At 67.2% G+C, this 23,613-nt stretch carries 21 protein-coding genes; 4 read left to right on the top strand and 17 right to left on the bottom strand.

Features of this window, described 5'->3' with window-relative positions; translation table 11 throughout:
- Positions 1-82 precede the first annotated feature (82 nt).
- Positions 83-739 carry a DUF6639 family protein gene (locus tag JF542_RS16425; protein ID WP_207076631.1) on the top strand — a complete coding sequence of 219 codons (657 nt, stop codon included), beginning with the start codon at positions 83-85 and terminating at the stop codon, positions 737-739.
- A gap of 145 nt (positions 740-884) precedes the next feature.
- On the opposite strand, the gene JF542_RS16420 is transcribed toward JF542_RS16425, so the two are convergent.
- Both JF542_RS16420 and JF542_RS16415 read right to left on the bottom strand, forming a co-directional pair.
- Positions 885-1,550 (bottom strand): alpha/beta hydrolase, encoded by a 666-nt coding sequence (locus JF542_RS16420; RefSeq protein WP_040545432.1) that lies wholly within the window; start codon positions 1,548-1,550, stop codon positions 885-887.
- Complete coding sequence (locus JF542_RS16415; protein WP_207076630.1) at positions 1,547-2,176, bottom strand: DNA-3-methyladenine glycosylase family protein; 630 nt, start codon at positions 2,174-2,176, stop codon at positions 1,547-1,549. Before JF542_RS16415 ends, JF542_RS16420 begins: the two co-directional genes overlap by 4 nt.
- Positions 2,177-2,282: 106 nt before the next feature.
- Here JF542_RS16415 and JF542_RS16410 point away from each other — a divergent pair, with 106 nt between their 5' ends.
- On the top strand, positions 2,283-3,497 hold the full coding sequence (locus tag JF542_RS16410) for an MFS transporter (RefSeq protein WP_207076629.1): 1,215 nt from the start codon (positions 2,283-2,285) through the stop codon (positions 3,495-3,497).
- 9 nt (positions 3,498-3,506) lie between these two features.
- Here the strand turns inward: JF542_RS16410 and JF542_RS16405 are convergent, their stop codons facing one another.
- The 9 genes from JF542_RS16405 to JF542_RS16365 all read right to left on the bottom strand — a co-directional run bounded on the left by JF542_RS16405 (position 3,507) and on the right by JF542_RS16365 (position 13,214).
- Positions 3,507-4,283 (bottom strand): squalene/phytoene synthase family protein, encoded by a 777-nt coding sequence (locus JF542_RS16405; protein ID WP_207076628.1) that lies wholly within the window; start codon positions 4,281-4,283, stop codon positions 3,507-3,509.
- A gap of 38 nt (positions 4,284-4,321) precedes the next feature.
- Positions 4,322-5,038: a class I SAM-dependent methyltransferase gene (locus JF542_RS16400; RefSeq protein WP_207076627.1), complete on the bottom strand. Its 717-nt coding sequence runs from the start codon at positions 5,036-5,038 to the stop codon at positions 4,322-4,324.
- Positions 5,022-6,659, bottom strand: a complete 1,638-nt coding sequence (gene cimA / locus JF542_RS16395) for a citramalate synthase (RefSeq protein ID WP_242533796.1) — start codon at positions 6,657-6,659, stop codon at positions 5,022-5,024. Before cimA ends, JF542_RS16400 begins: the two co-directional genes overlap by 17 nt.
- Before the next feature lie 115 nt (positions 6,660-6,774).
- Complete coding sequence (cysS, locus tag JF542_RS16390; RefSeq protein WP_207076625.1) at positions 6,775-8,160, bottom strand: cysteine--tRNA ligase; 1,386 nt, start codon at positions 8,158-8,160, stop codon at positions 6,775-6,777.
- Positions 8,161-8,368: 208 nt separating this feature from the next.
- The gene (locus tag JF542_RS16385) at positions 8,369-8,749 is read right to left on the bottom strand and encodes a VOC family protein (protein WP_007800099.1); all 381 of its coding nucleotides are present in this window, start codon (positions 8,747-8,749) and stop codon (positions 8,369-8,371) included.
- 128 nt (positions 8,750-8,877) lie between these two features.
- A complete protein-coding gene (locus JF542_RS16380) occupies positions 8,878-9,786 on the bottom strand; it encodes a DMT family transporter (RefSeq protein ID WP_207076624.1) in 909 nt (302 codons plus the stop codon).
- A 127-nt stretch (positions 9,787-9,913) separates the two neighbouring features.
- The gene (mltG, locus tag JF542_RS16375; protein WP_207076623.1) at positions 9,914-11,074 is read right to left on the bottom strand and encodes an endolytic transglycosylase MltG; all 1,161 of its coding nucleotides are present in this window, start codon (positions 11,072-11,074) and stop codon (positions 9,914-9,916) included.
- Position 11,075: 1 nt separating this feature from the next.
- Positions 11,076-12,332, bottom strand: coding sequence for a beta-ketoacyl-ACP synthase II (gene fabF, locus JF542_RS16370; protein WP_207076622.1), 1,257 nt, complete (start codon positions 12,330-12,332; stop codon positions 11,076-11,078).
- A gap of 81 nt (positions 12,333-12,413) precedes the next feature.
- Positions 12,414-13,214: a glycosyl transferase gene (locus tag JF542_RS16365; protein ID WP_207076621.1), complete on the bottom strand. Its 801-nt coding sequence runs from the start codon at positions 13,212-13,214 to the stop codon at positions 12,414-12,416.
- A 327-nt stretch (positions 13,215-13,541) separates the two neighbouring features.
- On the opposite strand from JF542_RS16365, the gene JF542_RS16360 reads away from it, so the two are divergent.
- Complete coding sequence (locus JF542_RS16360; RefSeq protein WP_007800089.1) at positions 13,542-13,748, top strand: cold-shock protein; 207 nt, start codon at positions 13,542-13,544, stop codon at positions 13,746-13,748.
- Between the two features lie 120 nt (positions 13,749-13,868).
- Here JF542_RS16360 and JF542_RS16355 read toward each other — a convergent pair whose 3' ends face one another.
- The 6 genes from JF542_RS16355 to JF542_RS16330 all read right to left on the bottom strand — a co-directional run bounded on the left by JF542_RS16355 (position 13,869) and on the right by JF542_RS16330 (position 21,503).
- Positions 13,869-15,035: a M20 aminoacylase family protein gene (locus tag JF542_RS16355; protein ID WP_007800087.1), complete on the bottom strand. Its 1,167-nt coding sequence runs from the start codon at positions 15,033-15,035 to the stop codon at positions 13,869-13,871.
- Between the two features lie 212 nt (positions 15,036-15,247).
- Positions 15,248-16,597: an NAD(P)/FAD-dependent oxidoreductase gene (locus JF542_RS16350; RefSeq protein WP_207076620.1), complete on the bottom strand. Its 1,350-nt coding sequence runs from the start codon at positions 16,595-16,597 to the stop codon at positions 15,248-15,250.
- A complete protein-coding gene (gene argE, locus JF542_RS16345; RefSeq protein ID WP_207076619.1) occupies positions 16,594-17,760 on the bottom strand; it encodes an acetylornithine deacetylase in 1,167 nt (388 codons plus the stop codon). Before argE ends, JF542_RS16350 begins: the two co-directional genes overlap by 4 nt.
- A 110-nt stretch (positions 17,761-17,870) precedes the next feature.
- Complete coding sequence (locus tag JF542_RS16340) at positions 17,871-18,791, bottom strand: endonuclease/exonuclease/phosphatase family protein (protein ID WP_207076618.1); 921 nt, start codon at positions 18,789-18,791, stop codon at positions 17,871-17,873.
- Positions 18,792-18,799: 8 nt separating this feature from the next.
- Positions 18,800-19,594, bottom strand: coding sequence for an aldolase (locus tag JF542_RS16335; protein ID WP_207076617.1), 795 nt, complete (start codon positions 19,592-19,594; stop codon positions 18,800-18,802).
- Between the two features lie 88 nt (positions 19,595-19,682).
- Entirely contained in the window at positions 19,683-21,503 is a 1,821-nt protein-coding gene (locus tag JF542_RS16330) for an ABC transporter ATP-binding protein (protein WP_207076616.1), read from the bottom strand.
- A 245-nt stretch (positions 21,504-21,748) separates the two neighbouring features.
- Here JF542_RS16330 and JF542_RS16325 point away from each other — a divergent pair, with 245 nt between their 5' ends.
- Entirely contained in the window at positions 21,749-23,455 is a 1,707-nt protein-coding gene (locus JF542_RS16325; protein WP_007800075.1) for a peptide ABC transporter substrate-binding protein, read from the top strand.
- The last annotated feature ends 158 nt before the right edge of the window (positions 23,456-23,613 follow it).

The raw sequence follows: 23,613 nt of genomic DNA, 5'->3' as shown, positions 1-23,613 counted from the left end.
CACCCCCTCTGAGGCGGGCCCATCGCGGCCCGCCTCAGTTCTTTGCGCTCCCGAAGCGGTGCGGCTGTGCTACTCTCGCGCCATGCGCCTGCCGTTTCAGCTCTTCGCCCTGGTCCTCGCCCTGCCTGTCGCCGCCGAGACGCGGTGCGAGGGCACGCCGGTCAGCATTGCCGCCCCGCCGCTCCATGCCGAGCGCCTCTGCACCGCTGTGCAGGCGGCGCTGCCGAAGCTCGCGGCCTGCGGGCTGGCACTTGAAACCCCGGTCTCGATCACCCTCACCGACCGCCTGCCGGGCGACTGCCTCGGCCTCTACCATTGCGGCGAACAGCGCATCGAGCTGCTGGCCCCGGACGCGCTCTCCGAGACGCGCCATGCCGACGGTGTCTTTGCCGGCCTGTCGGACGACCACTTTTTCGACAGCGTCGTGATGCACGAGCTGGCCCACGCCGCCCACGACGCCCGGCCCTGCCCGAGCGGCCTCTGCCTCGCCACCAGCGAGTACCTCGCCTACAATTTCCAGATCATGGGCCTCGCCGCCGAGGACCGCACCCGCGTCGAGGCCGCGCTCGACATGCAGAGCCCGGTCTCCCATGACGCGGTCAACAAGGTGATCCTGCTCTTCGCCCCCAACGCCTTCGCCGCCCGTGCCTGGGCTCATCTCAACCAGCGCGACGATCCCTGCGACTACCTGCGCCACGTCGCCGCCGGCGACTTCACCTTCGACCGCCCCGCCCGCTGAGCCCCGACGCGCCATGCCGACCATTGGCGCCGCGCCCTGCTCTTCTCTGGTTCTGAAATACCTCGGGGAGCGCGAGGGGCAGCGCCCCTCGCACCGGGCGACGGCCCGAAGGGCCGGCGCAATCCCTCAGGTCACGGGCGCGGCCTCAGAACCCGCACTTGTCGCGCAGGAACGCCAGAGCCACCGACAGCCCGTCCGGCGCGATTCCGTGGGCGGTGCCTTTCTGGATATGGGCAAAGACCTCTTTCCAGCCTGCACCTTGCAGCGCCTCGGCGGCGGCGGGCAGCGACTCGGGCGGCACCACGTCGTCCTGATCGCCATGCACCAGCAGCACCGGCGGGCGCGAGACCACCTCGTCCTCGAGCAACTCCGGCTGCAGCAGACGGCCCGAGAACGCCACCAGCCCCGCGACCTCGTCCTCGCGGCGCGGCGCCACGTGCAGCGCCATCATGGTGCCCTGCGAGAATCCGAACAGCGCCACCTGCTCCGGCAAAAGGTCCTCGTCGACCATCAGCGCGTCCAGAAAGGCGTTGAGATCGTCGACCGCGCGGCTCATGCCCTGCATCGCTTCCTCTTCGGAGGAATCGTCGATCCACGGGATCGGAAACCACTGGAAGCCCATCGGCGCGCCGGCACAGGCCTCGGGCGCGTCGGGCGCCACGAAGAGCGTGTCCGGCAGGTGCTCGCCCAGCGGATCGGCAAGGCCAAGCAGGTCGGCGCCGTTGGCGCCGTAGCCGTGCAGGAACACCACGCAGGAGCGTGTCTCGCCCGAGACGGGCTCCTTGCGGCCGGTTTGCAGAACGCGCGTCATACGATCCCCTCTCGCTGTTTTGCCACATGGTAGTAGGCCCACAGCGCTCGCGCCGCAACCGATCTCCATGGGCTCCAGGCCTCGGCCATCCGGCGCAGGTCGCGCTCCTTGGGGCGCGCTTCAAGCGCGAAGAGCAGCCGCGCCGCCTCCTGCAGCGCCAGATCGCCCGGCGCGAAGACATCCGCCCGTCCAAGCGAGAACATGGCGTAGATCTCCGCCGTCCAGATCCCGATGCCCTTCACCGCCACCAGCGTCTTGACCACCTCCTCGGTGGGCGCCGTGCGGAGGGCCTCGAAATCGATCCCCGCCTCGGACAGCGCCAGAGCGTAGCTCGCCTTCTGCCGCGACAGGCCGAGGGCGCGCAGCCCGGCCTCGTCCGTGGCGAGAATCGCCTCTGGCGTGGTCATGCCCGCGGCCTCGAGCCGGGCCCAGATCGCCCGCGCCGAGGCCACGCTGACCTGCTGGCTGACGATCGCCGACAAGAGCTGCGCGAAGCCGTCGGGGCGGCGCCGCAGCGGCAGCGGCCCGGTCAGTTCGACCGCCTCGGCAAAGCGCGGCTCGACGGCACAGAGCCAGTCGACCCCTTCGGCCACGCAGGCCTCCGTCTCGATGATGCGTCCGACCATGTCGTCCTCCCTGTCTGCCTCGGTTCCGGCCAGTGCGCCACAGCGCCAACCTGCCACACCGCCTGCCCCTTGCCCTATCAGCCAACTCCCCCTACCGCTATGGCGCATGGAGAGCACTCAAGACAGCCGCGCGAAGCGCAACGTGATCGTGTTGGTGATGGCGCAGGCCATCCTCGGCGCGCAGATGCCGATGATCTTCACCATCGGCGGGCTCGCCGGCCAGTCGCTGGCCAGCAATGCCTGCTTCGCCACACTGCCGATCTCGCTGATCGTGCTCGGATCGATGTGTGCCGCGACCCCGGTCTCGGCCTTCATGCAACGCTTCGGTCGCCGCGCGGGCTTTGCGCTCGGTGCCCTCGGCGGTGCGCTCGGCGGCGCGGTGGGCGCCTACGGGCTCTACAGCGCCTCCTTCCCGATCTTCCTCGCCGGCAGCTTCCTCACCGGCATCTACATGTCGGCGCAGGGCTTCTATCGTTTCGCCGCCGCCGACACCGCCTCCGAGGCGTTCCGCCCCAAGGCGATCTCCTACGTCATGGCCGGCGGGCTGCTGGCGGCGGTGCTGGGCCCGCAACTGGTGAAATGGACCGCCGACGCCTTCGTGATCCCCTTCCTCGGCACCTATGCCGCGGTGATCGCGATCAACCTCGTGGGCGCGCTGGTCTTCCTGTTCCTTGACATCCCCAAGCCCCCGGTGCCCTCCGAGGACGCCCCCAAGGGCCGCACCCGGCGCGAGCTTCTGGCCACCCCGCGGATCGCCGTGGCGGTGATCTGCGCCGCAGTCAGCTACGCGCTGATGAACCTCGTGATGACCTCGACGCCGCTCGCCGTGGTCGGCTGCGGCTTCGAGACCGCCGATGCGGCCAATATCGTCACCGCGCACGTGCTGGCGATGTACATCCCGTCCTTCTTCACCGGCCACATGATCGCCCGTTTCGGCGTCGAGAAGATCGTCGCGCTCGGGCTCGTGATCCTCGCGGGGGCCGGCGGCGTGGCGCTCACCGGCGTCGAGCTCGAGCAGTTCTTCGTCGCGCTGGTGCTGCTGGGCGTGGGCTGGAATTTCGGCTTCATCGGGGCCACCACCATGCTCGCCGGTGCGCATGAGCCGCATGAGCGCGGCCGCATGCAGGGCCTGAACGACCTGCTGGTCTTCGGCGCGGTGACCAGCGCCTCGCTGGCCTCCGGCGGGCTGATGAACTGCTCGGGCGGCAACCCGCAGGAGGGTTGGACCGCGGTCAACATGGCGATGGCACCGTTCCTGATGCTGGCCGGCGGCGCGCTGATCTGGCTGGTCCTGAGCCCGCGCGCGCAGGCGGCCGAATGACGCCCCGCTTCAGATCCGTCCGGTCAGCGCCGCCCGCATGAGCCCGGTGCGGCGCCTGAACTCCGAGAGCTGCAGCATGCCTTCGGCCACCCGCTGCGGCGCCTGAACCGCCTGTTTCAGCAGCGGCCCCGCCTGCCAGCCCGCCAGCAGAGCCGCCCGCGCCGGTGTGTCGACCTCGCCCAGCCGCGCCCGCGCCCGGTCCAGCCGCGCCAGGCCTTCTTTCGCCAGAGCAACCACCGCCTCGGGACGCCCATCCACCAGTGGCACCCGCCCCTTGTCCTCAAGCTCCGGCACCGCGCGCAGGAACTGCGCCAGCCCGGACGCGTAGCCCGCATCGAGCGCGACATCCTCCGGCATCTCGCCAAGAGCGCGTCCTGCCGCCAGCACCAGCTCGCCCGAGGTCTCCTCGAGATAGCGGGTAAAATGGGCCTCATCCTCGAAGGCATCGCGGTAGATGTCCCATCGCCGCGCGCCCACCAGCCGGTCGAGCCGCCCGGCGCTGTCGGCGTCGAGCACGTGCGCCAGTGGCGTCACCACCTCGTGCCGGCGCACCAGGCCGCCCGCCCGGATCTCCTCGAGCGCATCGCGCCACCATTGCAGGCGCATCTCGGCGATCATGCTCTCCTGCGTGAGCCACGGCGCCCGCGCCACCTCGAGATTGAAGGCATAGAGCGGGAACAGCGCGGCCCGTGCGCGCACCGGCGCCGCCATCGCGGCGGCGAAGCGGTCTGGGTCGCCGCGCTCGACAAGCTGGGCGCAGGCGGTGAGATCGTCATCGAAGTCCATGCGGCTGACCTAGGCCGCGCGGGCCGGAAAGGAAAGCCTCAGTCGGGCCGCGCCAGCACCAGCTCATAGGCGATGCGGTCCGGCGCCTGCCGCCAGAGCGCGACCTCGCGCTCGGAGGCGTCGAGCACGTCGGCCATTGCCGGGCTCGTCCCCGGGCGCAGTGCCGCGATCTCGCGTGTCACGCTGCCATAATAGGCCTCCCATGGCGCGCCGATGAGCAGCCGCGTGTCGAGGATCTCGTAGCCGGCCTCCGCCACCTGTGCCCGCAGCCCCTCGCGGTCGGTGAGCGCCGGTTCGGGGGCCCAGAAGTCGCGCACCGCCTGCGGCTCGTCGCCGCCAAGGAAGACCCCTTGCGAGAAGGCCACGACGCCCCCCGGCGCCAGCGCCGCGCGCCAGGCCCGCAGCCCCTCCGTCACGCCGAGGAAATAGATCGCACCCGCCGACCAGATCAGGTCATAGGGCCCTGTGAGCGCGCCCATGTCGCCGACCCGCAGCTCGGCATTCGGCAGATCCGCCACCCGCGCCTGCCCGGCCTCTATGAAGGCCGGCACCGCGTCGAGCCCCTCGACCTGCGCCTCTGGCAGCGCCCGCGCCAGCGTCACGCTGTCCGCCCCGGTGCCGCAGCCCGCGTCGCAGACCTGCAGCATGCCCGACAGCCCAAGCCGCCCCAACGCCCAGAGCACGTCCTCGGGCGTCCCGGGGCCCTGCCGGTCGAGCCGGCTGTAGAGCGTCAGGAACTCAGGCGGCAGGTCCATCGCGCCCGTCCTCTCCGCAATCGCGAATGAGCTTCCAGCGCACCGCGTCGAGCAGCGCCTCGAAGGAGGCGTCCACTATGTTGGCGCTCACCCCCACGGTCTGCCAGCGCCGACCCGAGCCGTCCTGGCTGTCGATGATGACCCGCGTCACCGCCTCGGTGCCGCCCTGGGTGATGCGCACCTTGAAATCGACCAGCCGCATGTCGTCGATCACCGACTGGTACGGCCCCAGGTCCTTGGCCAGCGCCTTGGCGAGCGCGTTGACCGGGCCGCGGTCGAAGCCGGCATTGTCGAGACTGTCCGAGACCGAGAGCTTCTTCTCGCCGTCGACCTTCACGACCACCACCGCCTCCGAGAGCGAGACCATCTGGTCGTACTTGTTCTTGCGCCGCTCGATGGTGACCCGGTAGCGCTTGACCTCGAAGAAATCCGGGCAGCGGCCCAGCTCGTCCCGCGCAAGCATCTCGAAGCTCGCCTGCGCGGTGTCGTAGGTGTAGCCCTCGGCCTCGCGCGCCTTGATCCGTTCGAGGATGCGGGCCAGCGCCGGATCCCCCTTCTCGACCTCGAGTCCCGCCTCGGCCAGGCGCCGGCGCAAGTTCGACTGCCCGGCCTGGTTCGACATCGGAATCACCCGGCGGTTGCCCACCTGCCCGGGCTCGATATGCTCGTAGGTCGACGGATCCTTGAGGATCGCGCTGGCATGCAGCCCCGCCTTGTGGGCAAAAGCCGAGGAGCCCACGTAGGGCGCCTGCCGCATCGGCACGCGGTTGAGGATCTCGTCGAGCATCCGGCTGGTCTGGGTCAGCCCCTCGAGCCCCTCGCGGCTGACGCCGATCTCATAGGCGCTGGCATAGGGTTCCTTCAGCAGCAGCGTCGGGATCAGCGAGGTCAGGTTGGCATTGCCGCAGCGCTCGCCAAGGCCGTTCAGCGTGCCCTGGATCTGCCGCGCACCGGCATCCACCGCCGCCAGCGTCGTGGCCACCGCCGTCTCGGTGTCATTGTGGGTGTGGATGCCCAGCCGGTCGCCGGGAATGCCGCCCTCGATCACCGCGCGCACGATGCCATGCGCCTCATGCGGCAGCGTGCCGCCATTGGTGTCGCAAAGCACGATCCAGCGCGCCCCGGCCTCGAGCGCCGCGCGCAGACACGAAAGCGCATAGTCCGAGTTGGCCTTCCAGCCGTCGAAGAAGTGCTCCGCGTCGAACAGCGCCTCACGGCCTTGCGCCACGATATGCGCCACCGAAGCGCGGATGTTCTCCACGTTCTCCTCGAGCGCGATCCCCAGCGCCGCGGTGACGTGGTAATCATGGGTCTTGCCGACAAGGCAGACCGCCTGCGTGCCCGCATTCAGCACCGCTGCCAGCACGTCGTCATTCTCCGCCGAGCGTCCGGCCCGCTTGGTCATGCCAAAGGCGGTCATCACCGCCCGCGTCGCGCCGACCTCGTCGAAAAAGGCCGAGTCCGTCGGGTTCGCCCCGGGCCAGCCGCCCTCGATGTAATCCACGCCCAAATCATCCAGCGCCTCGGCGATGCGCAGCTTCTCGGCGGTGGAGAACTGCACCCCCTGCGTCTGCTGCCCGTCGCGCAGCGTGGTGTCGTAAAGATACAGCTTCTCCGCCATCACCGCGCCCCCGCTTCTTCTGGCTCGAAATATCCTCGGGGGGGCTCGGCTTGCCCGAGCGGGGGGCAGACAGCCCCCCTCCCGCGCGTATCACAAGCGCATACGCACATGGTCATCACAGCCCCTCCAGCTTGGCCGCGTCGAACCCGGCCCCGGGCAGAAGCTCCACCCCGGCCTTCGACATGCGCACCTCGACCCCGGCCTCGAGCAGCGCGGCCTTCATGCGGTCGACCTCCGAGAAATCCTTGCTCTCCATCGCCGCGCCGCGCACCGCCGCGAGCTTGTCCGCGAGCTCCGAGAGATCGAAATCAGGACCTCTCGCCCAGTCTGGTATCCCGTGATCCAAGAAACCCAAGAGCTTTAGACTTGCGCGAAGCGATGGTGTATCCCCCGCCAAGGAAAGCTGATGCATCTCAGCGATGGCCTTTGCTGTATTGAGGTCATCCGCCAATGCGTTCACGACTCCAACGTAGGGAACTTCGTTGTCGAGCGCTTCGGTAATCTGTGCGTACCACTTTTTGAGGGTTGCCTCGGCCTGCGAGGCTTTCTCCGCCGTCCAGTCCATCGGTTTGCGATAGTGCGTCGAGAGCATCACGAAGCGGATCACCTCGCCCGGCACGCCCGCCTGCCCGTCACGCCCCTCGAGCAGGTCATGCACGGTGAAGAAGTTGCCCAGCGACTTGGACATCTTCTTGCCCTCGACCTGCAGCATCTCGTTGTGCAGCCAGACCTTGGCGAAGCCGCCCTCGGGATGGGCGCAGCAGCTCTGGGCGATCTCGTTCTCGTGGTGCGGGAACATCAGGTCGTTGCCGCCGCCGTGGATGTCGAAACTCTCGCCCAGAAGCTCGTAGCTCATCGCCGAGCACTCGATATGCCAGCCGGGACGGCCCCGGCCCCACGGGCTCTCCCAGCCCGGCAGCTCGGGCTCCGAGGGCTTCCAAAGCACGAAATCCATCGGGTTGCGCTTGTAAGGCGCGACCTCGACCCGGGCCCCGGCGATCATGTCGTCGACCGAGCGGCCCGAGAGCCCGCCATAGGCCTTGTAGCTCTCGACCGCGAACAGCACGTGACCCTCCGCCTCGTAGGCGTGGCCCTTCTCGATCAGGTCCGCGATCATCGCGATCATCTGGTCGATGAACTCGGTGGCGCGCGGCATGTGGGTGGGCTCCATGACGCCCACGGTCGCCATGTCGTCCAGATACCATTGCGTGGTCTCGGCGGTGATTTCACCGATGCTGCGACCGCTGGCCTGGGCGCGGGCGTTGATCTTGTCGTCCACGTCGGTGAAGTTGCGCACGTAGGTCACGTGCTCCGGCCCGTAGACCTGCCGCATCAGCCGGAACAGTACGTCGAAGACGATGGCCGGGCGCGCGTTGCCGAGATGCGCGCGGTCATAGACCGTCGGGCCGCAGACATAGATCCGCACGTTGTCCGGATCGATTGGCTCGAAGAGCTCCTTCTTCCGGGTCCGGGAATTGGTCAGCCAGATAGGGACGTCCATGGCGCGCTCCTTCGCACGAAGATCGCGGCGGGAGTAGCAACTTCATTTCTGGATTGGAATAGAAGACAGGCCCGCCGAAGAATTCAGCAGGTAATGCAGCAGATCCGAATAAGGGGTGCTTGCGTGGTCATGCCCCGCTCATACGCCGATGCGGGGCGTGCGTCCAGCCCTTCCGCCGAACGCACGCCCCGGTGTCTTCAAAGAGCCGTCAACCGTAGCTCACCACCTCGTATTCCACCCCGTCGGGGCCGTCGAAATAGAACCGCCGTCCCGGCTCGTAATCGGCATGGTTGTGCGGCGCAAAGCCCGCTGCCCGCACACGGGCCTCGGTGGCGTCGAGATCCTCGACCACCAGCCCGATATGGTTGAGCCCGCCCTGCCGGGCGTAACGCTCGGGATCGGTGAGGGTCTTGTCCGCGGGGCGGTAGAGCGCAAGGTAGTCGTCCTCGCCGCCCACATGCACCGACCAGCCGTCGCCGATGGCGGGCCCCTGCCAGCGGATGTGCCAGCCGAACAGCTCGCAGAGCAGCGCGGCGGTGGCGTCGGGATCGGGGACGGCGATGTTCACGTGTTCCAGTCGGGCGGTCATGTCGGGCTCCTTGCTGCCTCTTGATCTGATGGCAGGCAGGATCCGACCTCGAGTGCGGTTGAGGTCAAACGGAAAGTTTCATGCAGAACCGGCCACTTGCAAGCTTCGAGGCGCAGCAGCGCCAGCCCCTACACCCGAACGCCACCACCCCTGCGCCCGCGCCCGACCGGCCAGACCTCGAGCAGCCCCGCGGCTACGACCATGCCGCCGCCAACGATCTCCAGCGTGGCCAGATGCTCGCCCGCCAGCAGCGCCGCCGAGACCGCGCCGACAATCACCTCGGTCTGCATCAGGATGCCGACCCGGGCCGGGTCGAGCCGCATGGTGGCCCACATCAGCGCCGCCAGCGACACGCCCCACCACAGGACCCCGGTGGCCAGCGCGAGGCTCAGAAGGCCGACGCCATTGTCGCGCAGCCAAAGCGTGGGAAAGGGCTCGAAGAACGGCGCAAGGGCCAGCCCGGCGAGTGTCGCGCCGATGGCGAACACGAAGGTCGCCGGGATCACGCCGAGATCGGATCGCACCCGGATGCCGGTGGTGCCCACGGCCCACAGGATGCCCGCGATCAGCGACATCCACTCGCCCACACCGCGCGGCATCGGCAGCGTGCCACCGGCGCTGAGCATCACCAGCAGCCCGGCGATGCCGATGAAGATCGCGACGATGCGCAGCGCCGGGGTGTGCCAGCCCATGACGTAGCGCGCGATCAGCACGCTCCAGACCGGGGTGAGGAAGTACAGAAGGATGATGATCGCCACCCGACCATAGACCAGCCCGATGGAGTAGAGCGTGAAGGCCGCTCCCCCCGCCGCGACCGAGAGCAGCCCGACCTTGTCGGCCCGCAGCAACGCCCGCCAGCGCAGCGCGACCAGTGGCGCCAGCACGATCGCCGCCGTCACCGTGGCCAGCACCGTGCCCCAAGCCCCTGGCAAGCCGTGGTCGACCATCGCCCGCACCGGCATCCAGTAGAACCCCCAGAGCAGTCCGAACCCGGCCACCACCAGCGTGGCGATTGCGTTGATGCGATCCTGTGTCATGCGCTCACTCTTGCAAGGCCCCGCCCCGGCGCCAAGCCTGCGACGAGAAAACGGGCGGGACCGATGCTCCGGCCCCGCCCGCTTGGCGATTTACGATGCGGTTCCGGGCAGATGCGCCCGTCGCCGGCTACTGGTTGGCGCGCTCCGCCTCGAGCCGGCGATAGGCCGCCACGTTGGAATTGTGCTCATCCAGCGTTGTCGCGAAATTGTGCCCGTCCGCCGGATCGAGCGTCTTGGCGACGAAGTAGAGATAGTCGCTCTCGTCCGGGTTCAGAGCCGCCTCGATGCTGGCGCGACCCGGGTTGGCAATCGGGGTCGGCGGCAGGCCGGGGATGACGTAGGTGTTGTAGGGCGTCTCGGCGCGCAGCTCGGACTGGCGAATGCCACGCCCCAGCACACCCTGCCCGTTGGTGATGCCATAGATCACCGTCGGGTCGGTCTGCAGCCGCATGCCACGCTCGAGCCGGTTGACGAAGACGCTCGCCACCAGCGGACGCTCCTCGGCACCGCCGGTCTCCTTCTCGACGATCGAGGCCATGGTCAGCGCCTGCATCGGATCGTCGTAGGGCAGATCGTCGGCACGGTTTTGCCAGGCGGCCTCGAGGATCACCTGCTGGGCGTCTTCCATGCGGTCAATCAGGTCCGCGCGGCTGTCGCCCTTGGAGATCTCGTAGCTGTCCGGCGCCAGCGAGCCCTCGGCCGGGATCTCGGCGACCTCGCCCTCGAGGATATCGACCTGGCCAAGCTCCTGAACCACCTGCCAGCTGGTCACGCCCTCGGCCAGCGCCACGCGGAAGCGGGTGCCGATATCGTCGCGGAAGCCGGCATAATCCGCCGGGGTCTCCTCGGCCGGGTCGAACTCGAGCACTTCCTCGTAGCGGCCCGCCGCCGGGTCGAGCTCGCGCACCTGCACCTCGGCACTGTTGACGCCGATGCGGTAGACCACCTCGGTGCCGCAGGTCGAGGCACCGCCACGGGTGACGATATCGACGATCTCGGTCATCGAGGCGTGCTCGGGCACGAGGAACGAGCCGGCCTTCAGCTGGCTCGTCTTGTCGGTATACTCGGCCCCGAGACGGAAGATCGTGCCCGACGAAATCGCCCCCTGCGCCTCGAGATCGCCCGAGACACGGGTGAAATTGCTGCCACTGCGGACCTGCAGGCAGATAGGCGCGTCAAGCGGACCCTCGGCGGCGTACTCGTTCTGCGCCCAGAGCAGCACGCCGCCCATGAGGAAGACGAGCACGACCAGGAAGGTCAGCGCGTTGGAGGCGATGTTTCGCCACATGTCAGTCGACCTTTCCGAAGATCACGCTCGCGTTGGTGCCGCCGAAGCCGAAGGAGTTCGACAGCGCGTAACTCACCTTGCGCTCACGCTTGGCATTGGGCGCGAGGTCGATCGGGGTCTCCACCGCCGGGTTGTCGAGGTTGATCGTCGGCGGCGCGACCTGATCGCGGATCGCGAGGATCGAGAAGATCGCCTCGATGGCGCCGGCGGCGCCCAGCAGGTGGCCGGTCGCCGACTTGGTCGAGGACATGGTCACGTTGGAAGCATGGTCACCAAGCAGCTTCTCGACTGCGCCAAGCTCGATCGTGTCGGCCATGGTCGAGGTGCCGTGGGCATTGATATAGTCGATCTGGTTCGCGTCGAGACCGGCGGATTTCAGCGCCGCCCCCATCGAGCGCAGCGCGCCGTCGCCATCCTCGGACGGCGCGGTGATGTGATAGGCGTCGCCCGAGAGGCCATAGCCCAGAACCTCGGCGTAGATCTTGGCGCCGCGGGCCTTGGCGTGCTCGTATTCCTCGAGCACCACGATGCCCGCGCCCTCGCCCATGACGAACCCGTCTCGGTCGGCATCATAGGGGCGGCTGGCCTTCTGCGGCTCGTCGGCACGCTTCGTCGAGAGCGCCTTGCAAGCGTTGAAGCCCGCGATGCCGATCTTGCAGATCGCCGCCTCGGCGCCGCCGGCAACCATCACGTCGGCATCGCCGTACTTGATCAGGCGCATCGCGTCGCCGATGGCGTGGGCGCCGGTCGAGCAGGCGGTGACCACCGAGTGGTTCGGGCCCTTGAAGCCGTACTTGATCGACACCTGGCCCGAGATCAGGTTGATCAGCGCGCCGGGCACGAAGAACGGCGACACGCGGCGCGGGCCCTTCTGCTCCATCATGACGGCGGTGTTGGCGATCGAGTTGAGGCCACCGATGCCCGAGCCGATCAGAACGCCGGTGCGCTCGAGATCTTCCTTGTCGGTCGGGGTCCAGCCGGAATCCTCGACCGCCTGCTGGGCCGCTGCGAGACCGAAGAGGATGAAGGTGTCGACCTTGCGCTGTTCCTTCGGCTCCATATAGGCATTGGCGTTGAACTCGCCCTCGCCCTCGCCCAGCGGCACTTCGCAGGCATAGGTGGTTGCCAGCCCCTCGGGATCGAACCCAGTGATCCGACCGGCGCCCGACTGACCGTCGAGAATCCGTTCCCAGCTCTTTTCGACACCATCGGCCAGCGGCGTCACAAGCCCCAGCCCGGTAACCACAACGCGACGCATTGCTTGCCCCTTCCTCAGAATTCTTTCGTGGCCACGCTCTTACCCCGCCCGCCGGGGCGTCGGCAAGGGCATGAGGCCGGTTCAGGCCCAGTCCGGGCCGAGATCCGCCTTCGCCCGGTCGATCCAGTGCTCGCGCAGCCAGTCGCAGGGCTTGGAGTGGCGGATGATGCTGCCATTCCATCCCTCGAGCGCATCGGTCATCTTTGGGCGACCGTGGAAGCAGACCACGCGCGCATCCTCGGGAAGCCGCGGCGCGTGCATCCAATTGCCCGGGAACGGGTTGCAGTCGTACTTGAACGACACCACCCAAGGCTCTGGAATATATTTGAAACAGTCACGCTCCATCGCCTTGTGGCTGGTGTAGCGCTGCTCGGATCCGCGCGCCGCCTCGACCTCGCGATAGGCGTTCTTGGCGATGTCCTCGTAGAGGAACCCGTGCAAGGCGGGATCGAAGCGGAATACCGAGCCATGGCCGGTGGGCCGGCCCTTGCGCTTCTCGGTCCAGTCCTGGCGCATCGCCACCATGCCCGGCGCCATGTCGTGGATCTCGTCGAGGCTGCCGGTGATGACAACATCGAGATCAAAGCCCAGGAACGGCCCCTCGAGATCCGGCACCAGCCCGGGGCGGAACAGCGAGACCTTGCGCATCGCGCCCTGCCTGTTGGCCACCGCCAGCGCCGAGGCCATACGGTCGGCAAAGGGCTCCACCGGCAGCGGCAGCACCTCGATATCCGGGTGCAGCCCCTCGGCGTGCTCGGTCATGCAGAAGAAGCGCACGGGGCGTGAGATGTTGCGGCGGACGCCGGAATACAGCCGGTTGACGTATTCCGGGCCAAAGAGCGTGCCCCATTTGATGCAGATGATGTTGGCGCGTTCGGTCACGGACCCCTCCTGTGCGGGTTTGCCCGCGCTTTAGCTCAAACCTCGCCCCGGTGCCATCCCGTTGAGCGCGCCGCCGCGCAGACGCCCACCTGCGTCGCGGCGACCGCCAAGCCGAAGGCGAAGGCCGCCAGCCCTGCGGACCGGCAGGATCGCGCTGGAAACCGAATGAGGGATTGGCATTCGCTCACAAGCCATATACACGGTGAGGGCTTACGTTTTTCTATGTCGACCACTGTCTCCCTTACACGGCGCTCAGTCTATCGATCCGGACGGACATTGCCACGCTACCGCATCCTGCGGGTAGAATTTTTAGAGGAGACCACGGAAATGGCCACTGGCACCGTGAAATGGTTCAACACCACCAAAGGTTTCGGCTTCATCGCACCCGACGCGGGCGGCAAGGATGTGTTCGTGCACATCTCGGCTGTCGAGCGCGCTGGCCTCACCGGCCTGTCGGACGACCAGAAAGTGACCTACGACGTCGAAGCTGGCCGTGACGGCCGCGAGTCGGCATCGAACCTCGCCCTCGCCTAATCGGCGCAGCGACGCGAAAAAAGAACGCGGTCCTCTTCGGAGGGCCGCGTTTTTTTATGCCTTCAAGGTCGTGCAGAAGGTCGGACGCGCCCTGCCGTCGGCAAGGCGCGCAACAAAGGGTCAGGCGGCGGGCATCCGGCGCTCGACAATCTCTGCCCACCACGAGCAGCCCGCCGGGATCACCTCGTCGTTGAAGTTGTATTCCGGGTTGTGCACATCGGCGCTGTCGCCGTTGCCCACGAGGATATAGGCGCCGGGGCGCTCCTCGAGCATGTAGGCGAAATCCTCGCCACCCATGGTGATCGGCGCGTCGCGGTCGCAGGCGCCTGCGACCGCCTCGGCCACGTCGGCGGCGAACTCGGTCTGCGCCTCGCTGTTGACCATCGCCGGGTAGCCCGGCAGCCACGTGATCTCGGCCTCACAGCCAAAGGCCGTCGCGGTGGCGGCGACCAGCGCCTTGATGCGCTCCTCGCCGAGCTCGCGGTTGGTCTTGGACATGGTGCGCATGGTGCCGCGGAACATCACCGAGGCCGGGATCACGTTGAACGCCTTCGATGAGCTCTCGATGCCGGTGACCGAGATCACCATCTGGTCGTCGGGGTCGGAGTTGCGGCTCACGATGCTTTGCAGTGCGGTGACGATATGGGAGGCCGTGACCAGCGGGTCGATGGCCTGATGCGGCTTGGCGCCGTGACCACCCTTGCCCTTCACGTTGATCTCGAACTGGTCGGTGGCCGCGAAGAACGCTCCCGGACGGATACCGAAGCTGCCCGCGGGCATCCCCGGCCAGTTGTGCATGCCATAGACTTCCTGGATGCCCCAGCGCTCCATCATGCCGTCTTCGCACATCTCGCGACCGCCGCCGCCACCCTCTTCGGCGGGTTGAAAGATCACCACAACAGTGCCGTCGAAGTTACGGGTTTCGCTAAGATATTGCGCTGCGCCGAGCAGCATCGCGGTGTGCCCGTCATGGCCGCAGGCGTGCATCGCGCCCGGCGTCTTGGAGGCATAGTCGAGCCCAGTCACCTCGTGGATCGGCAGAGCGTCCATGTCGGCGCGCAGACCGATCACCTTGCCGGCGCTGTCGCTCTTGCCCTTGATGATGCCCACCACACCGGTGCGGCCGATGCCCTCGACCACCTCGTCGCAGCCGAAGGCGCGCAGCTTCTCGGCCACGATGCCCGAGGTACGGTGGGTTTCGAACAGGATTTCGGGGTGCTCGTGCAGGTCACGGCGCCAGGCGGTGATGTCCTGATGCAGTTCGGCGAAGCGGTTCTTGACGGGCATTCTTGGGAAGCTCCCTGTTATTTGATCATTTTCCGAGACCCTGCCACCGCGCGACGGGCCCTGCAAGCGGACCGCGGCGGAAGCCGGTGTTCCCCCCCCGGCGAGCCGGGCCAGTGAAAGACCCGGAACTGATTGGGCATAAGGCTTTATGAACAGATACTTGTCATGACTTCTTCATACCACATGAGAGCATCACCTTTGGCCGAACATGCTCAGAGGTTGGGCCCGGTGACCAGTTTCGAGCCGTCCGAGAAGCGCGACAGCCGGAAACGACTGAGATCGTGCCCGGGGTCCGTGCCCTGCGCAAGCGCCACCGCGATGCGCCCGAAGGCTGGGCCGATGCCGAAGCCGTGGCCGCACATGCCGGTCACCACGGTGAGGCCCGGCAGTGCTTCGCAGCGGTCGACCACCGGCACCACGTCGGGCAGCACGTCGATCATGCCGGCCCAGCTCGCCTGCAACGGCGCTTCGCCCATCTGCGGAAAACGCTGGCCAAAGCGCGCACGGCAGCCGGCAACCTTGGCGGCGTTGGGTTGGGGCGACAGGATGCGCATGCGCTCGAACGGCGTTTCCTCGTCGTCGGACCAGCGCCGCGGCGTGCCCCATGCATCCGGGTAGCCCGCCGGCGCCATGGTCTTGAGGCGCACGTCGAACTCGCCAGAGACCGCCAGCGCCAGGTAGGTGCGCAGTGCACGGAACGCGTCAGGCCCGATGAAGAGCTCGGAAAACGCTGCCGGCGCAAGGGTGTAGCCGCCGTCGGCGCGGGGCCGGAAGGCCAGCTTGTCGTCGACGGCGGCGGTGTTGACGCTCTGCGGCAGGCGTTCGGTCGCCATCGCGGTCGAGCGTACAGAGAGCTGCGGGATCTTCACACCTTGCCGACGCAGGAAGAGCGAGGACCACGCGCCGCCAGCCAGCACCGCACGGCTGCAGCGGATGCGGCCGGACTCGGTGATGATGCCGGCCACTTCGCCGGCCTGCATGTCGAGCCCGCGCACCGCGCAGCGCTCGCGGATCACCGCCCCGCTCGCCACCGCCAGCCGCGCCAGTTCCGGCACCGCGACCCAGGGCTCGCCCTTCATGTCGGTGGGCGTGTGCAGCGCCCCGACCCACGGGCTGTCCTCGGCGCCAAGCAACGCCTTGGTGGCCGCCGCATCGAGCAGTTCCGTGGACACGCCAAGCGGCTTGGCCTCGTCGAGCCAGCCGGCGAATCCCTGCATGTCTTTTTCGGAGCGGGCGAGATAGCTCACGCCCACCGTCCGGACACCGAGCTTGCCGCCGCATTCCGCATCCAGGTCCGGCCAGAGCCTTTGTGCCTCCAAGGCGATCGGGATCTCGGCCATGTCGCGGCCCTGTACCCGGATCCAGCCCCAGTTGCGCGAGCTCTGCTCTGCCGCCACGCGGCCCTTCTCGAGCAGAACCACCGACAGACCTGCGCGGGCTGCAAACAGTGCTGTGGACACGCCGACGACGCCGCCGCCGATCACGACCAGGTCGCAGGCCTCGGGCAGAGTGCCGTCATGCTCGACCGGACCCTCGTCACGGAACGGGAAGACCACGCTCATGCCAGCCGCTCCAGCAGGCGCTCCATGAAGGCCTGCCCCGCGTCGAGCTGGGCAATCTCGATATATTCATCGGGCTTGTGGGCGATGGCGATGTCCGAGGGGCCGCAGACCACGGCGTCGTAGCCAGCCGCCTGGAAATGACTGGCCTCGGTGCCGTAGCTCACCTGCATCACGCCGTTGTCGCCAGTGACCTGCCGCACCAGCTCTTCGGCGCTGTTGTTCTGCACCGGCACAAGCGGCGGCAGTTCGAAGAGCGTCTCCACCTCGATCCACGCCTCTGGGCAAACCGCCTGCATCTGCGCCTCGATCTCGGCGACCTTGTCCATCAGGCGCCGCTCCCAGTGCTTCGGATCTTCGCCCGGCACAACACGGAACCCGAAGCCGAACTCGCAATCCTTGGCGGTGATGTTGTGCGCCGTCCCGCCCTGGATCTGGCCAACATGCAGGTTGGTATAGGGTGGGTCGAACAGCGCTGCGATCTCGTCGGGCGTGGCGGCGGCGTTCTCGGCGTTCACCTCGTTGGCCCACTCGATCAACTTGGCCCCATACATGATCGCCGACACGCCTGTATGCAGGATCGAGCTGTGCACCTCGACGCCATGCACATGCACCCAGAAGGTCAGCCCGCCCTTGTGGCCGGTCACGGCCTTCATCTCGGTCGGCTCGCCAACGATCACCGAGGCGGCCTTGGGCAGCGCCGCACGCATCGCCTCGGCCACGTCCTTGCCGCCCATGCAGCCGATCTCCTCGTCGTAGCTCAGGGCGATCTGCAACGGCGTCGTCACCCCGCGATGCTGCGCCTCGACCATGGCCCAGACCGCAAGCGCGTCGAAGCCCTTCATGTCGGTCGAACCGCGCCCGTAAAGCTTGCCGTCGCGCTCGGTAAGCACCCACGGATCCGAGCTCCACGCCTGCCCGTCCACCGGCACCACGTCGGTATGGCCCGACAGGATGACGCCGCCGTCGACCTCTGGGCCCACATGGGCGAAGAGCGCCGCCTTCAGGTCAGGCTCGGCCGGCTTGGCATGGCGCTGGCTGTCGATGCCGTGGCTGGCAAGGTAGTCCGAGACCCAGTCGATCAGCGGCAGGTTGCTGTCACGGCTGACGGTCGGAAAGCTCACCAGTTTCTCGAGGATCTCGCGGGGCGAAAGGCGGGTCGGCATCGGGGCTCCTTCGTTTGTCTGCAAATGGCCTACGCTGCCCGGGACCGACGGGCAAGTGGGGCGCGCGCGAGGCAGTCTCCGGCCCCGCGCCCTGCCCGCTTTCGCAGCGTTCAGGGCCGCGCGAGATCGAGCACCACGGGATGATGGTCCGCGGGCCAGACGCCGTCCACCCGGATCTGCGGCACGTGCGGGCCGCTCACAGGACGAAGGCCAGCACTGTGGCCGATATGGTCGATGGCCGGCAGTAGGTGTAGGCCACGGTCCAGGTGATAGGTTGCGCCAGGCACCTTCGGAAAACGCAGCCCGGCGGCTTCGAGGCTCTCCATGACCTCCCAGCCCGCGAGGGCGTTGAAATCGCCGGCAAGCACCACCGGCGTGCCGGAGTCGATCACCGGGCGTAAGCGGTCCGCGATCAGCTCGGCCGACAGCCGCCGGTTGCTGGCGCTGCGATATTCGAGATGCAGGTTCATCACCCGAAAGACATCGCCCCCGCCGCGCGGTCGAAACGCGGCCCAGGAGGCAAAGGCCGGCCAGGAGCCATCAAAGGTCCGCGAATAGATCACGTCGGGCGTGTCGGAAAAGAAGAACCAGCCCTGATCCACCAGTTCCAGCTTGCCGGTGCGATAGAAGATCGGCTGGGTCGAGGGAAACGTCCGCCAATCGCCGATCGCCGCCGCCTCATAGCCGCTCAGCCGGTCGAGCAGGTAGCGGCGGGCGAGGTTGTCGGTATCGGCATTACCGCCGCGAAAGCTCTCCATCTCCTGAAACGCGACGACATCGGCCTCGAGCGCCTCGACCGCCGCACCGAGCGCCGGCTTGCGCCGCTCCCAGCCGGCGCGGCTCCAGCGTCCCTCGCCCTGCCCACGCAGGTCGATGTAATGCACGTTGAGCGTTGCAATCCGCAGCGCGTCCTCGGGCGGTGGCGGCAGCGCATCGCCCTCGCTGAGGCGGATCTGCTGGGCGCAGGCGACGAGCGCAATCAACGCCAACGCCGCCAGAAGCCCCTTGCCGATGCTCCGCACCACACGCATGGCCAGCGTCAGTGCCGGTACTGCGGCTCTTCGGCGTCGAGCTGCCGGCGGATCGCGGCGAGGTGCAGGCGCGCAGAATCCTCGTCACCCTCGCGCATCTGCTCGTAGGCGGCCTGCGCAACGTCATGCGGCACCGGCAGCACCTTGCGCCCAGTCGACATGGCGAGCGTCTGCACCTCGGCGGCACGCTCGAGATAGTAGAGATCGTCCCACGCCTCGGCGATGCTTGGCGCCAGAACCAAGACGCCGTGATGCTTCATGAAGACGATATCGGCCTCGCCCACGGCCCCGGCGATGCGCGCACCCTCGGCGTTGTCGAGCGCGAGCCCGTTGTAATCCTCGTCCACCGCGGTGCGCCCATAGAACTTGAGCGCGGTCTGGCCAGCCCAGATCAGCGGGTCGCCCTCGGTCATCGACAGCGCCGTGGCATAGGGCATGTGGGTGTGGAAGGCGACCTTGGCACGCGGCAGGCGGCGGTGCATCTCGGCATGGATATAGAAGGCCGTCGCCTCGGGCTGGCCCGCGCCCTCGACCACGTTGCCCTCGAAATCGCAGATCAGCAGCGACGAGGCGGTGATCTCGCGGAAGGCAAAGCCGTAGGGATTCACGAGGAACAGGTCCTCATGCCCCGGCACCACCGCCGAGAAATGGTTGCAGATGCCTTCCTCGAAGCCGTAGCGCGCCGCCATGCGGAAGCAGGCCGCAAGATCCTCGCGCGCCGTGCGGATCGCGTCGGTGGCAAGGTCGGGCCGGTTGCTGAGCGCCGGAGCGGCCTGTGTCGCGGTGGTGAGGCTGTGGGCCATGGGTCGTCCTGTTGGTTCGGTCTTTGGTTGCGTGACAGGACAGGCTCCCCCCGCCTCGCTGCCGCGAGGCCCTGCGCGTGCCGCTTCGTCAGTAGCCGCTGTCAGAGGTCAGCACGAGATGCCCGGGAGAAACCTCGCGGTAGGTGTTGGGCTCGGGCTCGTAACCCACCGGGTGGATGGGCGACGGGATCGGCTTGAAGTTGAGGTCCTTCTCGGACTTGCGCCGGTGCGGATCGGCCACCGGCACCGCCTTCATCAGCGCCTGCGTGTAGGGGTGCTGAGGATTCTCGAACACCGCCGCGCGCGGGCCGATCTCGACGATGCGGCCAAGATACATGACGCCCACGTTGTGGCTCACGCGTTCGACCACGGCCATGTCGTGGCTGATGAAGAGATAGGACAGCCCCAGTTCGGCCTGCAGTTCCATCATCAGGTTCACCACCTGCGCCTGCACCGACACGTCGAGCGCCGAAACGGCCTCGTCGGCGACGATGAGCTTGGGGTTGAGCGCCAGCGCGCGGGCGATGGCGATGCGCTGACGCTGGCCGCCCGAAAGCTCGTGCGGATAGCGGCGCATGAAGCTGCGCGGCAGCTCGACCCGGTCGAACAGCATCTCGACGCGGTCCATCATCTCGGAGCCGGCGTGCCTGCCGAAATTGCGCATTGGCTCGGCGACCTGGTCGGCGAGCTGCATCTGCGGGTTCAGCGAGGCGAAGGGATCCTGGAAGATCATCTGCATCTGCCGGCGCTCATCGCGCAGCATGTTGGGGCCGAGCCCCATCACATCGACCCCGTCGAGCGAGATCCGGCCGCGCATCGGCTCAACCAGACGAAGAATCGAACGCCCTGCCGTGGATTTCCCACATCCCGATTCGCCCACGAGGCTGAGCGTCTGCCCCTTGTTTAGGGTGAAGCTAACATCCTCAACCGCATGCACATTTGCCACAGTCCGGCGGAAAAATCCGCCTTTGACCGGGAACCGCGTCGTGAGGTTTTCAACCTGGAGCAGAGGCTGATCCGTGCCCGTGATGGGTTTGATCTCGTCCTGCTCGTGCCCGAGCAGCTTCATCGGCTCGGGCAGCGGCTTGCCCTTCATCTCGCCGAGCTTCGGAACGGCCGCCAGCAGCGCCTTGGTATAGGGGTGCTGCGGGTTCTCGAAGATCTCTTCGACGGTGCCTTCCTCGACCTTTCTGCCGCGGAACATCACCACCACGCGGTCGGCCATCTGCGCCACAACCGCCATGTCGTGGGTGATGAACATCACCGCTGTGCCCGTCTCGCGCTTGAGCCGGTCCATCAGGGCGAGGATTTCGGCCTGGATCGTCACGTCGAGTGCGGTCGTCGGCTCGTCCGCGATCAGCAGGCGCGGCTTGCAGGCCAGCGCCATGGCGATCACCACACGCTGGCGCATACCGCCCGAAAGCTCGTGCGGATACTGCTTGAGCCGGCGCTCCGGCTCGGGGATGCGCACCTGCTGCATCAGTTCGAGCGCGCGCGCCTGCGCCTGTTCCTTGCTCATGTCGCGGTGCACGCGCAGCCCCTCGGTGAGCTGGCGCTCGATGGTGAAGACCGGGTTCAAGGCGGTCATCGGCTCCTGGAAGATCATGCCGATCTCGTTGCCGCGGATGTCGCGCATCAGGTCCTGATCGGCCTTGGCCAGATCGAGCTCGTCGCCGTCCTTGCGATCAAAAATGAGGCGCCCGTTGGCGATCTCGCCTCCGCCGAACTCGATCAGACGCATCAGCGAGAGCGACGAAACCGACTTTCCCGAGCCCGACTCGCCGACGATACAGACGGTTTCCCCCGGCCCGACGTCGAAGCTGACGTCTTCCACGCCGGCAACGGTGCCGTCTTTCGTCTCAAATTCGACCCGAAGTTTCTCGATCCGGGCGATGGCGTTGTCGAGCATCCATTTTCTCCTGAGATGGCGGATGCCAAAGCTAAGGGCAGGTTTTGGACGGTGTCAAACCCTGCTGTCAGGTTCCGCCAAGGCAGTGCTTGCATTTTCATCTCGTTCTGTTTTCGATACCGGTCATGATCGGGATGGACGAGGGACCCGGCGATCGGTGACGGTCGTTCGTGTCCAAACGGACTCCGCTTTCAGACAAAACCAAAAAGCCGGCCAAAGCGCCGGCGTCCAACGAGGAGAACCCCATGACGCTCAAGACCCTATTGCTAGGGGCTGTCGCCACCGGTGCACTTGCCCCCGCAGCCTTCGCCGAGCGCGGCGAGGACGGGCACGTCAACATCATCTATTGGCAGGCGCCGTCCATCATGACGCCTTACCTGTCGAGCGGCACCAAGGATATCGAAGCCTCGTCGCTCGTGCTCGAGCCGCTGGGCCGCTACACCGAGACCGGCGAGCTGGTCCCCTACCTTGCGGAAGAGATCCCCACCGTCGAGAACGGCGGCGTGTCCGAGGATCTCAAGTCGATCACATGGAAGCTGAAAGAGGGCCTGCTGTGGTCCGACGGCAGCCCGGTGACCTCGGCCGACGTGAAATTCACCGCCGACTACTGCATGGATCCCGAAGGCGGCTGCGCGCAGCTGGCCAAGTTCGACCACATTGCGTCGATCGACACCCCCGATGACCTGACCGTCGTGGTGAACTTCGACGAGGCGATGCCGAACCCCTACGGCCCCTTCATGGGCGGCCAGTCCCCGATCCTGCAGAAGGCACAGTTCGAGAGCTGCACGGGCGCTGCGGCGTCGACCTGCACCGAAGCAAACTTCAACCCGATCGGCACCGGCCCCTTCGTCGTCGACGAGTTCAAGCCGAACGACGTGATCTCGCTCTCGGCCAACCCCAACTATCGTGACCCGGCAAAGCCGGCCTTCGCGACCGCCACGCTGAAAGGCGGCGGCGACGCGGAAGCGGCTGCGCGTGCGGTGCTGCAGACCGGCGAGTTCGACTATGCCTGGAACCTGCAGCTTGCGCCCGACGTGCTCGCCTCCATGGCAGAAGGCGGCCAGGGCACCCCGGTTTCGGCCTTCGGCACCCTGGTCGAGCGCCTCGAGATGAACATGACCGATCCGTCGCCGGACCTTCCGGAAGGCGAACGCTCGACGGTCGCGCATCCGCACCCGATCCTGTCCGACTTCAACGTCCGCAAGGCGCTGTCGATGGCCATCGACCGTGGGCTGCTGACCGAGATCGGCTATGGTCAGGCCGGCCGTCCGACCTGTAACCTCGTTCCCGCGCCTGCGCTCTACGCCTCGGACAACGAGGAATGCCTGACCCAGGATCTCGAAGGCGCCAAGGCGCTGCTCGAGGAAGCCGGCTGGACCGACAGCGATGGCGACGGTGTGCGCGAGAAGGACGGCATGAAGCTGTCGCTGCTCTACCAGACCTCGACCAATGCCGTGCGTCAGGATTTCCAGGCCCTGATCAAGGACTGGTGGAACCAGATCGGCGTCGAGACCGAGCTGCGCAACGTCGACTCGTCGGTGTTCTTCGGCGGTGATCCGGGCTCGCCCGACACCTTCCAGAAGTTCTATGCGGACGTCGAGATGTACGCCAACAACTTCGACGGCACCGACCCGCAGTCCTATCTGCAAATGTACCGCTGCGGCAACGAGCCGAAGCCGTCCTCGCAGTGGCAGGGTGAGAACATCAACCGCTTCTGCAACGAAGAGTACGATGCCCTTCTCGACGAGCTGGCGAAGACCGGCGAGCTGAGCAAGCGCGGCGAGATCGCCAAGCAGCTGAACGACATCATCACCAAGGAAACGATGACGATCGTTCCGCTGGTCGACCGTGGTCGTGTCTCGGCGCACTCCAACACGCTTGGTGGCGTGGTCCTGAACACCTGGGACAGCGAGCTGTGGAACGCGGCCGACTGGTACCGCATCGACGGCTGATCCTGTGACACGCACGCCTCCGCCCTGCGCGGGGGCGTGCCCCTTTTTGGAAGGTCTGCTAATGACCTCACCTCTCGGGAGCCCCGATCTCGGCCCGCGCGGCCGGTTCCCCTTTTCGGCCGCTGTCGCCGCATGGTGTCAGCCGCTTCCGCTGCACG

The sequence above is a fragment of the Salipiger bermudensis genome (genome assembly GCF_017309175.1).
Classification (GTDB): Bacteria; Pseudomonadota; Alphaproteobacteria; order Rhodobacterales; family Rhodobacteraceae; genus Salipiger; species Salipiger bermudensis.
Note: the sequence above shows the minus strand (reverse complement) of the source record. Positions and strands in the feature narration are given on the sequence as shown.